Annotated in this window: 11 protein-coding genes; 8 read left to right on the top strand and 3 right to left on the bottom strand. The window is 69.7% G+C overall.

What is annotated here, in order from left to right:
* Positions 1 to 6: 6 nt before the first annotated feature.
* Both dnaN and dnaA read right to left on the bottom strand, forming a co-directional pair.
* The gene (gene dnaN, locus FLM69_RS03030) at positions 7 to 1,122 is read right to left on the bottom strand and encodes a DNA polymerase III subunit beta (RefSeq protein ID WP_002856446.1); all 1,116 of its coding nucleotides are present in this window, start codon (positions 1,120 to 1,122) and stop codon (positions 7 to 9) included.
* Between the two features lie 755 nt (positions 1,123 to 1,877).
* A complete protein-coding gene (dnaA, locus tag FLM69_RS03025; protein WP_044659943.1) occupies positions 1,878 to 3,425 on the bottom strand; it encodes a chromosomal replication initiator protein DnaA in 1,548 nt (515 codons plus the stop codon).
* Between the two features lie 342 nt (positions 3,426 to 3,767).
* On the opposite strand from dnaA, the gene rpmH reads away from it, so the two are divergent.
* The 8 genes from rpmH (at position 3,768) to FLM69_RS02985 (ending at position 11,911) form a co-directional block, all read left to right on the top strand.
* Complete coding sequence (rpmH, locus tag FLM69_RS03020; protein ID WP_002856443.1) at positions 3,768 to 3,905, top strand: 50S ribosomal protein L34; 138 nt, start codon at positions 3,768 to 3,770, stop codon at positions 3,903 to 3,905.
* 28 nt (positions 3,906 to 3,933) lie between these two features.
* The gene (rnpA, locus tag FLM69_RS03015) at positions 3,934 to 4,332 is read left to right on the top strand and encodes a ribonuclease P protein component (RefSeq protein WP_002856442.1); all 399 of its coding nucleotides are present in this window, start codon (positions 3,934 to 3,936) and stop codon (positions 4,330 to 4,332) included.
* A complete protein-coding gene (yidD, locus tag FLM69_RS03010) occupies positions 4,333 to 4,701 on the top strand; it encodes a membrane protein insertion efficiency factor YidD (RefSeq protein ID WP_002856440.1) in 369 nt (122 codons plus the stop codon).
* Positions 4,702 to 4,706: 5 nt separating this feature from the next.
* The gene (gene yidC, locus FLM69_RS03005) at positions 4,707 to 5,705 is read left to right on the top strand and encodes a membrane protein insertase YidC (protein ID WP_061867462.1); all 999 of its coding nucleotides are present in this window, start codon (positions 4,707 to 4,709) and stop codon (positions 5,703 to 5,705) included.
* 2 nt (positions 5,706 to 5,707) lie between these two features.
* Positions 5,708 to 6,292, top strand: coding sequence for a R3H domain-containing nucleic acid-binding protein (locus FLM69_RS03000; protein WP_043282880.1), 585 nt, complete (start codon positions 5,708 to 5,710; stop codon positions 6,290 to 6,292).
* Positions 6,285 to 7,010, top strand: coding sequence for a 16S rRNA (guanine(527)-N(7))-methyltransferase RsmG (gene rsmG / locus FLM69_RS02995; RefSeq protein ID WP_020628388.1), 726 nt, complete (start codon positions 6,285 to 6,287; stop codon positions 7,008 to 7,010). Before FLM69_RS03000 ends, rsmG begins: the two co-directional genes overlap by 8 nt.
* A gap of 74 nt (positions 7,011 to 7,084) precedes the next feature.
* Positions 7,085 to 8,029, top strand: a complete 945-nt coding sequence (locus FLM69_RS02990; RefSeq protein ID WP_036384450.1) for a ParA family protein — start codon at positions 7,085 to 7,087, stop codon at positions 8,027 to 8,029.
* Positions 8,030 to 10,537: 2,508 nt separating this feature from the next.
* Complete coding sequence (locus FLM69_RS02985) at positions 10,538 to 11,911, top strand: ParB/RepB/Spo0J family partition protein (protein ID WP_080696026.1); 1,374 nt, start codon at positions 10,538 to 10,540, stop codon at positions 11,909 to 11,911.
* Positions 11,912 to 12,028: 117 nt separating this feature from the next.
* Here the strand turns inward: FLM69_RS02985 and trxA are convergent, their stop codons facing one another.
* A complete protein-coding gene (gene trxA, locus FLM69_RS02980) occupies positions 12,029 to 12,418 on the bottom strand; it encodes a thioredoxin (protein WP_324287923.1) in 390 nt (129 codons plus the stop codon).
* Positions 12,419 to 12,421: the final 3 nt, after the last annotated feature.

Here is a 12,421-nt window from a genome sequence, read left to right as displayed (position 1 = left end):
CCTGCGTCAGGCGATGCGCACCGGCATCACGAGGTAGCGGTAGTCGGAGACGACGCCGTCCTCCTGGTTCACGCCGGTGAGCAGGGCGGGCTTGGGCGCGGACGTGAAGGCGAAGCGCACCTGCGGCTGGTCCACCACGGCCAGGCCCTCGGAGAGGTAGGACGGGTTGAACGCCACGGTGATGTCCTCGCCCTCGAGCGTGCACGGCACGGACTCGTTGGCGCTCGCGTCGTCGCCGGTGCCGGCGTCCAGGGTGACCTGGCCGTCCGTGAACACCATGCGCAGGGCGGTGTTGCGCTCGGCCACGAGGGCCACGCGGCGGGACGCCTCGACCAGGGCGGCGGTGTCCACCACGGCCTGGATGGGGCTGGACTCGGGGAAGAGCGAGCGGATCTTGGGGTACTCGCCGTCCACGAGCACGGAGGTGGTGCGACGGCCGCCGGAGGCGAAGCCCACGAGGTCGGCGGTCTGACCGAGCAGGATCTCCAGGTCGCCGCCGGAGCCGAGGGACTTGGCGACCTCGGTGAGCGTGCGCGCCTTGATGAGCAGCGACGTCGAGAGGGACGGGTCCGCCGGGGTCCAGCGGATCTCCTTCATGGCCAGCCGGTAGCGGTCCGTGGCCAGGAAGGTCATGGTGTCGCCCTCGATCTCCACCTTCACGGCGGTGAGGATCGGCAGGGTGTCGTCCTTGGAGGCGGCGACGGTGACCTGGGCGACGGCGTGGGCGAACGCGGCGCCGTCCACGGTGCCCGCGGGGGCCGGCAGCTCGGGCAGGGCCGGGTAGTCGCCCACGGGCATCGTGGCCAGGGCGAAGCGGGAGGAGCGGCAGGTGACGAGCACCTTGCCGCCGTCGAGCTCCACCGTGACCTGGGCCTGCGGCAGGGAGCGGACGATGTCGTTCAGCAGGCGGCCGGAGACGAGCACCTGGCCCGCGGTCTCGACGTCGGCCTCGATCTCCAGGCGCGCGGAGGTCTCGTAGTCGAAGCTCGCGATGGACACGACGCCGGCCTCGGCCGTGATCAGCAGGCCCGAGAGCACCGGCACCGGCGGGCGCGGGGACAGGGAGCGTGCGGCCCAGGAGACGGCGTCGGTGAGGATGTCGCGTTCGACGGTGAACTTCACGAGCTGCACTGCCTCTCTGGGGGTGATGACGGGGGTTGCGGGCCCGGGGGGAACGGCGACACGCGGGCCTCAGCATAGGCGGTCCGCGCGGCGGGTGTCAGGTCGCCGACGAATGACAGCGGTGTAATTCCAAGGATCTCGGGCGCACGGGGGCACGGGCGCAGCCCGGGCCCTCGAGGCGCTCAGCTCGGTGAGGGGCGGCGGAGATGATGTTGCTTGGCGGGATCTCTCCAGGGGGATCAGAAGGAGTGGTAGCGGGTGTGGATCCTGTGGAGAACGCCGTTCTGCCGCGTCACCATGCGGATTCGGCTGGGGGAACCGTGTGGACGCCCGCTCGTTCGGGGTGTGCATCCGGTGTGGACGAGCCCCGGAGGCCCTCCCCCGCTCTGCACAGGCCCGACCGGAGTTGTCCAGACTCGTCCCCGGATCCACCCCCCAGTTGTCCACATTCCTGTCCACAGGGCACGTCCACACCCGTCGAAACCCGCGAGATCATGCGGTTTTCGGCTGTGGAGACCTGTGGATACATGTGGGCAACCGAATGACATCCGTGTGATTCACCAGCCTGTGCGCCGTCGTCGTCCCCAGGGGTGTGGACGCGGCGTGAGCGGCCTGATTCCGCCATCCACAGGGGCGGAGGTTGTCCACAGCACCGGGGGTTCTCCACAGAGTTGTCCACACCGGTGGACAATGTGGAAGAAGACTCGAGTCCCGGTCGAAGGTTCGAACCGGGACTCGAGGGGGCAGTGGGTGGCTCAGGCGCCGCGCTGTTTCCGCTTGATCTCGTTGGTGAGCTCGGTGACCTGGTTGTAGATCGTCCGCCGCTCGGCCATCAGCTCGCGGATCTTGCGGTCCGCGTGGATGACGGTGGTGTGGTCGCGGCCGCCCAGGACCTGACCGATCTTGGGCAGCGACATCTCGGTCAGCTCGCGCAGCAGGTACATGGCGATCTGCCGCGCCGTCACCAGCGTGCGGGTGCGGGACTTGCTGGTCAGCTCCTCGAGGGTGAGATTGAAGTACTCCCCCGTGGCGTGCAGGATCAGCTCCGGCGTGATCTCGTGCGCCGTCTCGTCCGTGATCAGGTCCTTGAGCACATGCTCGGCCAGCTCGATGTCCACGGTCTGCCGGTTGAGCGAGGCGAACGCGGTCACGCGGATCAGCGCGCCCTCGAGCTCGCGGATGTTCGTGGAGATGCGCGAGGCGATGTACTCCAGCGCCTCCGGCGGGGCCACGAGACCCTCAGCCTCCGCCTTCTTCCGGAGGATCGCGATGCGCGTCTCGAGGTCCGGCGGCTGGATGTCCGTGATCAGCCCCCACTCGAAGCGGGAGCGCAGCCGGTCCTCGAACCCGGAGAGCTGCTTGGGCGGCAGGTCCGAGGTGATGACCACCTGCTTGTTGTTGTTGTAGAGCGTGTTGAAGGTGTGGAAGAACTCCTCGACCGTCGCCTCCTTGTCCGCCAGGAACTGGATGTCGTCGATCAGCAGGATGTCCACGTTGCGGTAGACCTGCTTGAACGAGGCGCCCTCGTCGTGGCGGATGGAGTTGATGAAGTCGTTGGTGAACTCCTCCGAGTTCACGTACCGCACCCGCAGGCCCGGGTAGAGGCGACGGGCGTAGTGCCCGATCGCGTGCAGCAGGTGCGTCTTGCCCAGGCCGGACTCGCCGTAGATGAACAGCGGGTTGTACGCCTTCGCCGGCGCCTCGGCCACCGCGTTCGCGGCGGCGTGCGCGAACCGGTTGGACGAGCCGATCACGAACGTCTCGAAGTGGTAGCGGTCGTTGAGGCGGCTGGTCTCCGCGGACGTCGACGGCGGCGCGGGGGTCGGCTTGCCGTTCCCGCTCGGGGCCGCGGTCGCAGCGGGCGCGACGTCGGCCGGCGGCTCGATGCGGAAGCCCGGCAGCTCCTCGGCGACGGCGCGGCGGGAGGTGGCGGCGGTCGCAGCCGGGGGCAGCTCGACGTCCGGCACCGCGGCGGCGGCCGGTCCGCCCGCGAGGGAGGAGCGGCGGGCCTCGGACGAGGGGGTCCGCGGCGGCTGCAGGTTCGCGTCGATCGAGATGGCCAGCAGGATCTCCTCGCGGAACTCCTTGGTCAGTGCGTCCGTGAGGGCGTCGGCCACCTGGGTGCCCTGGAGCGTCTCGCGGGTGGTCTCGTTCGGCACGGCCAGCAGGAGCGTGTTGCCGATGAGGCCCTGCGGCTGGGCCAGGTAGACGAAGCCCATGAGGCGGGCGCTGACCCGCGCGTCGTCCTCGAGGGAGCCCACGACGGAGCGCCACGAGCTGAGCACGGCCTGGTCTGCCACCACGGAGGCTTCCTTTCCTGGGGCAGACGTCCCCGAGGACGGGGGCGGCTGCGCGAGACGGACGACGGTGCTCGGAGTCTAACGGTTGTCCACAGGGTTGTGCACAGACGGTGGACAACCCCTATCATCCTGTGGACGACCGTCCCGGGCGCCCACGGGCGTCCGGGATCCGCGCGCACCCGTTTGACCCCTGCGTACCCCGGCCACTAGAGTTGTCTGGTCCCCCGGGTGTCGGTTGATCGTGCCCGCCGGGGATTTCATGTCAGAGCCTCACCGGTCCTTCCCCCTGGTCCACCTGCTCAGGTCGACGGTCGAAGGCACACAACACGTCGTGGAGAGATCACAGTGACCAAGCGCACGTTCCAGCCCAACAACCGCCGTCGTGCCCGCAAGCACGGCTTCCGTGCCCGCATGCGCACCCGCGCCGGCCGCGCCATCCTGTCCGCTCGCCGCGGCAAGAACCGCGCCGAGCTGTCCGCCTGAGGACCTCGGTCCAGGGACGGCGCGCCCCGTGCTGCCCCGTGACCGTCGCGTCCGCACGCCCGCGGAGTTCCGTCACCTCGGTCGCACCGGCACCCGCGCGGGTCGGCGCACCGTCGTGGTGAGCGTCGCCACGGACCCCGATCAGACCCGGTCCACGTCGCCGAGCGCCCCTCGGCCGCGGGCCGGGTTCGTCGTGTCCAAGGCCGTGGGGAACGCGGTGACCCGCAACCGGGTGAAGCGGCGGCTGCGCGCCGTCGTCGCGGATCAGATGCGCCTGCCCCCGCTGCGCGACCTGCCGGTTCTGGTGCAGGTCCGCGCGCTGCCGGCCGCCGCCGAGGCGGACTACGCGCTGCTGCGCCGCGAGACCGTCGGCGCGCTCGGCAAGGCCCTGAAGCCGCACCTGCCCGCCGCCTCGGAGCACGCGTAGATGACCGTCACGCCCTCGCCCTTCGTCGTGCTCGAGCCCTCCCGTGAGTGGGGGCCGCTGCGCGCGCTGCCGTCCGCCCTGCTGGCGGGCCTGCTCACGGTCTATCGGGCCGTGGTCTCCCCGCTGTACGGACCCGTGTGCCGGTTCTTCCCCAGCTGCTCCGCCTACGGGCTGGAGGCCGTGCACGTGCACGGCGCGGTGAAGGGGTCGTGGCTCGCCGCGCGGCGCATCGGCCGGTGCCATCCCTGGAACGACGGCGGCGTGGACCCGGTCCCGCCCGGGCACCGACGCTGGCCGCCGGGCCGGCAGCCGCGCATCCTCGCCCTGAACCACCCTCCCATCCCACCTGATCTCCCGCAGGAGGATTGACCCCCATGTTCGAAGCCATCCTCTCCCCGTTCCGCTGGCTGATGTCCTGGCTGCTCGGGGCGTTCCACAGCATCCTGGAGTTCGCGGGCCTGCCCGCGGACTCCGGCTGGACGTGGGCCCTGTCCATCCTCCTGCTGGTGGTGCTCATCCGCACCCTGCTGATCCCGCTGTTCGTCAAGCAGATCAAGGCGCAGCGCGCCATGCAGGCCATCCAGCCCGAGCTGCAGAAGCTGCAGGCCAAGTACAAGGGCAAGAAGGACCAGCTCTCCCGCCAGGCCATGGCCATGGAGCAGCAGGCGCTCATGAAGGAGCACAAGGCGAACCCGTTCGCCGCGTGCCTGCCGCTGCTGATCCAGATGCCGTTCTTCTTCGCGCTCTACCAGGTGCTGCTCGGAGCGCGCGGCGCGGCCGAGCGCGGCGAGGCCATGGACGCCCTGTCCGCGGACCAGATCCGCTCCTTCGAGGGCTCCACGATCTTCGGCGCCCGCATGTCGGACACCTTCATGAACTCGCTCGGCGCGCCGGGCAGCACGCCCGTGATCGTCACGGCGATCGTGCTGATCCTGCTGATGTCGGGCTCGATGTTCTTCATGCAGAAGATGCTCATGACGAAGAACATGACGCAGCAGGCCCTCTCCGGGCCCATGATGCAGACGCAGCAGATCATGCTCTACGCCATGCCCCTGATCTTCGGCATCGGCGGCATCAACTTCCCCATCGGCGTGCTCCTGTACTGGACCTACTCCAACTTCTGGGCCGTCGGCCAGCAGTGGTGGATCATCCGCAACAACCCGACCCCGGGCTCCCTCGCCGAGAAGGAGCTCAACGAGCGCCGCGCCGCCAAGGGCCTGCCCCCCGTGGGCCAGAAGGTGTCGAACGCCGAGGCCACGCCCTCGTCCGCGCACACCCAGGCGGGCCGCGGCGGTGCCGTGCTGAACGGTGAGGTCGTCCGCCAGTCGGGTCAGCGCGTCCAGCCCCAGCGCAAGAACCGCAGGAGGAAGTGAGCATGTCCGCCGAGAACGTGACCCCGGCCCCCGAGGCCGAGGACGCCGTCGTCGAGACCCCCGTGGGCCAGGGCTCTCGCGTCGCGGAGCAGGACGGTGCCGCCGTCTCGGAGGCGGTGCGCCGCCTCGAGGAGGAGGGCGACGTCGCCGCGGACTACGTCGAGGAGCTGCTCGACATCGCGGACCTGGACGGGGACATCGACATCGAGGTCCGCGACGGGCGCACGTACGTGTCCGTCGTCTCCGAGGACCACGATGAGCGCCTGGACGGCCTCGTCGGCCCCGACGGCCGCACCCTGGAGGCCCTGCAGGAGCTCGTCCGGCTGGCCGTGCTCGCCGCCACGGGGCACCGCTCCCGGCTGATCCTGGACGTCTGCGGGCACCGGGAGCGCCGCAACGTCGCCCTGCGCACCGCCGCCCAGGCGGCCGTCGAGCGCGTCCGCGCCGGCGAGGGTCCCGTGCACCTCGAGCCCATGGGCGCGTACGAGCGCAAGATCGTCCACGACGTCGTCGCGGACGCCGGCCTGACCTCCGAGTCGGAGGGCGAGGGCGCCCGCCGGCACGTGGTCATCTCCGCCGATGACTGAGCGGGGCTCGGCCTACGAGCGGCGCCCCGGGCTGGATCCGCAGGACCGGGGCGACCGCCCCGCGCCCGTGGGGCAGCCGGCGCCGCCGCTGACCGACGCGCTGCGGCCGGCCGCCGTCGAGCTGTTCGGCGAGGCCCTCCCCCGGGCCGAGGCATACGTGGCCCACCTGGCGGACACCGGCATCGAGTGGGGCCTGATCGGCCCGCGCGAGGCACCCCGTCTCTGGGAGCGCCACGTCCTGAACTGCGCCGTGGTCGAGGAGCTCCTCCCGCAGGGCGCGCTCGTGGCCGACGTCGGCTCCGGCGCGGGCCTGCCCGGCCTGTGCCTCGCGCTCGCGCGCCCCGACTGCCAGTTCCTGCTCATCGAGCCGCTCGAGCGGCGCGTGGAGTGGCTGGACAGGGTGGTCGCCGACCTCGGCCTGGAGAACGTGGACGTGATCCGCGGCCGTGCCGAGCAGGTCTCCGGGAACCTCGACGTCGACGTCGTGACCGCCCGCGCCGTGTCCGCGCTGAAGACCCTCGTGCCGCTGGCCATGCCGATGCTGCAGGGCGCCGGGGAGCTGCTGGCCATCAAGGGCCGCTCCGCGGCCGACGAGATCGCCGCCGCCCGCAAGGTCCTGCGCAAGTATGGTGGTGCCGAGCCCGAGATCCTCACGGTGGGCGAGGGCCTGCTGCCCGAGACCACCACCGTCGTGCGCGTCAGCGCGCGTCCCCGCTGACCCCTCCCCCACCGGGACGGGACGGGCCGGGCGGCAGCAGATCCGCACACCCGCGACCCAGGAGGTAGAGCCGCATGGCGCAGGAGCAGGAGAGCCGGGGTGGGGCCTGGAGGGCCCTGCGCCAGAAGTGGACCGGCCGGACCGCCGAGAAGGGCGGCGCCGACGCCGAGGAGCCCGCGCGGCTCCAGCGTCGCCGTCTGACGCGCCCCGACCGCACCCGCGTGTTCACGACGTCCAACCAGAAGGGCGGCGTCGGCAAGACGACGACGACGGTCAACCTGGCCGCGGCCCTCGCCCGCGCGGGCATGCGGGTGATGGTGGTGGACATCGACCCGCAGGGCAATGCGTCCACCGCGCTGAACATCCCCCACACCGGAGACGTCGCCTCCGTGTATGACGTGCTCCTGGGCGAGATGGAGATCCAGGACGTCGTGCAGGACGCCCCGGACGTGGACGGCCTGCAGGTGGTGCCCGCGACGATCGACCTGGCCGGTGCCGAGATCGAGCTGGTCTCTCTGGTGGCCCGCGAGCAGCGACTGTCGCGGGCGCTCGAGGCGTACACCGCCTGGCGCGAGGAGGACGGCCAGGAGCGGCTGGACTACGTGTTCATCGACTGCCCGCCGTCCCTGGGCCTGCTGACGGTCAACGCGTTCGTGGCGGCCGAGGAGGTGCTCATCCCGATCCAGGCCGAGTACTACGCCCTCGAGGGCCTCTCCCAGCTGCTCAAGAACGTGCAGATGATCCAGAAGCACCTGAACCCGCGTCTCCAGGTGAGCACCATCCTGCTGACGATGTTCGACGCGCGGACCAACCTCGCCGTGCAGGTGGCGGAGGAGGTCCGGACGCACTTCCCGGAGCAGCTGCTGAACACCGCGATCCCCCGCAACGTCCGCATCTCCGAGGCCCCCAGCTATCAGCAGACGGTGCTGACCTACGACCCGGCCTCGGCCGGCGCCGTGGCGTACCGGGAGGCGGCTGCAGAGATCGCCAGCCGCGGTGCCCCGGCCGTGAAGGGCTGACGCGCAGGCGGTCCGCTGCTGTGGTCACCGGATGGTGCTGCTGACGACGATGAAGCCCGCCGGGGGAGCGATCCCCGGCGGGCTTCGTCGTGAGTGAGCGTGGCCCGGAAGATGGGGGGTGAAAAGACAAGCGGAAACGCTGGGCATATCGGAAGTTCGTGTTTCACGTGAAACGACCTTCTCTGAGGGTGCGAGCGTGGTGCCGCCGCGGCGGGACGATGGGGAGGGGTGCCCGTAGTGGACCGCTCCCGTCTGTCCCGCTCCCCTCTCCTCCCCTGGGCCGAGCCCTCTGCCGCTCCGTTGTGGGCGGGGCGCATCTGTCGCCAGGGGGGGCAGCCGGGGGCGACGACGCACGAAGTCACGGGGAGGACGGTTTCGCCCTGGGGCGGGACCGCGGCTGTGATGGCCGGCCGGCGGCGCACCGTGCGTTGAGGTGCGCCTCGGGAGCTGCGCGGTTTGTGGGGAACGTCCTGGCCTGCGGGTGCGGACGTGCAGGGCATGGCCCGTCCCTGCCCCCCAGGCGGGCTCGTGGCAGCCCCGAGAATGCAGCCGTCGAGCAGGCCGGGTGCCGTGGCTGGGTGCCCCCTCCCCCATGTCAGACCTCCTCGCCGTCGGTGACGTGCAGGAAATCGGGGGCCAGAGCGGAGCACGAGTCAGCCTGCCGTCGCGGGGGTGCGCGGCCGGTCTGTCAGTCAGCGTGTGCGAGAGGAGACGTCAGCGGCGAGGGGGTCTGCTGTGATTCGTCTGAGTTGGAGGGGCCGATTGGCGGCGCCTGCAGGACAGTTCTGCTGTGCATTCCTGTGTGCGGAGAAAGAGAGCCTCCGGTGAGGAAGAGCGGTCGTGTGCCCCCAATGTATACAGAGACAAGTGGTTGAACTGGCCAACAGGCGTCTTGACGTGGTCACCAGCGAACGTCGATGTTGATATGTGGACAACATCTGTGGACAGGGGACGTCTAAGGTGTGCGGCCGTAGATGCCTCTGCGGTGTTGATGAGCCCTGCTCAGTCTCCTGTAGCGTCTGACGGCTGGGCACGGGGACGGCGTGTGAATGGTGACTTCGGTGGAGGCCCCCCGGGGAGCCCGCGGCGGCTCCGTGCGGGATGGGGCGGGCCGTGTGGTTCTGTCGCTTGCAGCGACGTGGGAACCAGGGCGTCGAGTAATCGGCCGGTCGCCGGGGGTTTCACGTGAAACACGGTGGTTCCGCGCTCACCTAGCGTCGATCCCTGACCGCAGCTGTCCGCGGATGGAGGCATTGAAGACCCAGTTTCCCCACGAGGCGGTCCTGAAACTTTGATGGGCGGCCTCAGCTGACAGGACGGATGGAGTCAGTGGGTGGGGTGGAGCGCCGGCCGCGTCACTGTACTGCCGCCCGTGACATCGGCGACCACATCGAGCAGTACTGTCAACGGCGGAAGTGGATGCTCGCTGCCCCGACATGCGACCCGCGACCCGGCGTTCCCTCCCAGCCGTTTCACGTGAAACTGAACGACCGGTGATTGGGGCTCACTAGATCGAGCCAGTACCATCAGCGACGCGGCAAGTCTGAACCTCTCAAGATATAGAGGACCCTGCGCACGCCGGTCTCGGAGTGCGACCCGCTGGTGGGCGAGCTTCCATGGATGCGCGCGCGGTCGAATCTTCGAACGATACGTTTCACGTGAAACGAGCTCCGGGACAAAGGGCCGTGCCGCGAGGTCACCACCTCGGGCAATCCAGGGAGCACACGATCCGTGCCGGGAGCGAGCTGACTGAGAATGGCGCAGGAATGTGGCGCTGACTTGCGGGTGAGCGAGCACGTGGCCCACCCGAACTCATGTCGTACTTGGATGACAGACTCGTCCGTGTTTCACGTGAAACGCGGATGGTGAAGCAGCGTTCAATTCGTGAGCTGCGCGGGTGTGAGGAAGCACTGACGGCGAAGCGACGAGCAGGCCGAGCTCATCCGTTCGGCGATTCGAGTGTTCACATCACACCGCGGGGAAGTGGGACGAGTGCTTCGCTGCTGGTCCGCCATTGCGCGTCCGATGAAGCACATCATCATGCGGGTAGCCAGCGATCTGAGTACCGTCCGCACGGAGGGCTGATCGGCCCGGGAGTACATGAAAAACAAACTGAACAACCGTGATTCTGATACCGCCCGCTCGTCGACGCGGGCTCGCGTTTCATGTGAAACGAGTGAACCTCGAGAGGGAACACGAGGAGGTCTTGAGGATTGCAGCGGCACCCTTCCGAAGCGCCCCCACTCGGAGTGTTCCACGTGAAACACTCACGCTCGCGGCAGGTGCTGTCCGCGCGCCCACATCCTGCCATCCGGGCCCAATACGGACGTCTCACCCCAGAACCGAGGCCAGAACCTCGCCGCGCCCCTTGCACGTGTCAGGCCCTCGCGCGCCCCCCGGCGGTCAGGGCCAGAGCACCTTGAGAAGTGTCTTCCCGCCGCCCGGGACCATCGAGACCAGGCCGCTCACCTACACTGATCGCAGACCCACTCACTGCAGGAGGACCCGTTGAAGACGAGCCGTCGAGGAGGCCTGGGGCGAGGCCTCGGCGCCCTGATCCAGAGCACTGTAGAAGCCCCGGAAGAGAACGCCGAGGCCTCCTCCCCGAAGGACTCTGCGGTGCCGGTGAAGAGCGGCCCGAAGACTGCCGCGGCAGCGGAGGCCACCACGACATCGACGCGGAGCACCGCGACGACCGAGACGCCAGGGGAGTCCAACGAGCCCGCCCCGTCGGCCTCGCAGCGGAAGACCGCGGGCCGAACGACACAGGCCGGGAAATCAACGGCTGCGACTGGCCGGAACACCACGTCCGCCACGAAGGCAGGGCCCACCTCGTCGAAGCGTGCCTCGCGACCCGCGCAGCGTCCCGTCGACGTGTTCTTCTCCGCAGACTCCGAGGAGGCACCTGCGGCGCGGCCGACCAAGGGGCGCCCGGCCATGCCGACGGTGAAGGCGCCCAGCAAGCGTGCCGCCTCCGCGACGTCGTCGAGGAAGGAACCGGTGGACACAACCACTGACTCCGCCACGACTGAGGGGACCGTGTCCGCGGACATCGCGGTCCTGCGGGAGATCCCGGTGGGGGACATCCATCCCAACCCCCGGCAGCCGCGTGAGGTGTTCGACGAGGACCACATGGCGGAACTGGTCACCTCGATCCGCGAAGTCGGCATCCTGCAGCCGATCGTCGTGCGCGAGGTGGACGGTCCCACCCCCTACGAGCTGATCATGGGCGAGCGCCGGTGGCGCGCCACCCAGAAGGCGGGTCTGGACACCATCCCGGCGATCGTCCGCCAGACCCCGGACCAGGACCTCCTGCGGGACGCCCTGCTGGAGAACCTGCACCGCTCCCAGCTGAACCCGCTCGAAGAGGCCGCCGCCTACCAGCAGCTCATGGAGGACTTCGCCTGCACGCAGGAGGAACTGTCCCAGCGCATCGGCCGCTCCCGTCCGCAGATCTCCAACACGCTGCGGCTGCTCAAGCTGCCGCCCCTCGTGCAGCGCCGCGTGGCCGCCGGCACGCTCTCGGCCGGCCATGCGCGTGCGCTGCTCGGTCTCACGGACCCGTCGGACATGGAGCGTCTGGCGCAGCGGATCCAGTCGGAGGGCTTGTCCGTCCGGGCCACGGAGGAGGCTGTCGCGCAACTGCAGGGCGGGCTCCGGCCGGGCCGCACGCCGCGGCGCAGCACGGACGACGCCCGCCACGAGCGCCTGGACCACTACGCCACCGCGCTCACCAGCCGCCTGGACACCGCCGTGAAGATCACCCTCGGCGCGCGCAAGGGCCGCATCGCCATCGACTTCACCACCGTGGAGGACCTGAACCGCATCATGGACCTCATCCAGGGCGGTCAGGACGGCAAGGGGAAGGGCAAGAAGTCCTGATCCGGAGTTCCCGCGGACGGCGTCCACGGGCACCCGCCGCTTGTCCTGAAGATCAACGCACGACGGCCCCGTCACCCTCTGGGGTGACGGGGCCGTCGTGGTGAGTGGGGGAGGGGCTCAGCCGAGCAGGGCCGAGAACTCCTTCTCCAGCGCGGCCTTGGGCTTGGCGCCCACGGACTCGACGACCTTCTCGCCGTTCTGGAAGCCCACGACGAGCGGGATGGAGGTGACGCCGTAACGCGCGGCGATGGCCGGGTTCTCGTCCACGTTGAGCTTGGCGATCACGGCCTTGCCCTCGTGCTCCACGGCCATGTCCTCCAGGACGGGCCCGAGCATGCGGCACGGGCCGCACCACTCGGCCCAGAAGTCCACGAGGACGGGCAGCTCGGACTGGAGGACCTTCTGGTCGAAGTCGGCGTCGGTGACGGTGATGGTGCTCATGGCAGCCTCCTGGGGTTTGTTCTGTGTCTGACGAGGGTGGACAGGGGTGTTATCGACATGATTCATGAC

Origin of the sequence: Micrococcus sp. R8502A1 (genome assembly GCF_006704135.1) — a bacterium.
In the GTDB taxonomy this organism is placed as follows: domain Bacteria; phylum Actinomycetota; class Actinomycetes; order Actinomycetales; family Micrococcaceae; genus Micrococcus; species Micrococcus luteus.
Note: the sequence above shows the minus strand (reverse complement) of the source record. Positions and strands in the feature narration are given on the sequence as shown.

Bases quoted from the DNA above. Each gene is read 5' to 3' on its own strand.
- yidD (WP_002856440.1), top strand. From the start codon at position 4,333: ATGACCGTCACGCCCTCGCCCTTCGTCGTGCTCGAGCCCTCCCGTGAG.
- yidC (WP_061867462.1), top strand. From the start codon at position 4,707: ATGTTCGAAGCCATCCTCTCCCCGTTCCGCTGGCTGATGTCCTGGCTG.
- FLM69_RS03000 (WP_043282880.1), top strand. From the start codon at position 5,708: ATGTCCGCCGAGAACGTGACCCCGGCCCCCGAGGCCGAGGACGCCGTC.
- rsmG (WP_020628388.1), top strand. From the start codon at position 6,285: ATGACTGAGCGGGGCTCGGCCTACGAGCGGCGCCCCGGGCTGGATCCG.
- FLM69_RS02990 (WP_036384450.1), top strand. From the start codon at position 7,085: ATGGCGCAGGAGCAGGAGAGCCGGGGTGGGGCCTGGAGGGCCCTGCGC.
- trxA (WP_324287923.1), bottom strand. From the start codon at position 12,418: ATGAATCATGTCGATAACACCCCTGTCCACCCTCGTCAGACACAGAAC.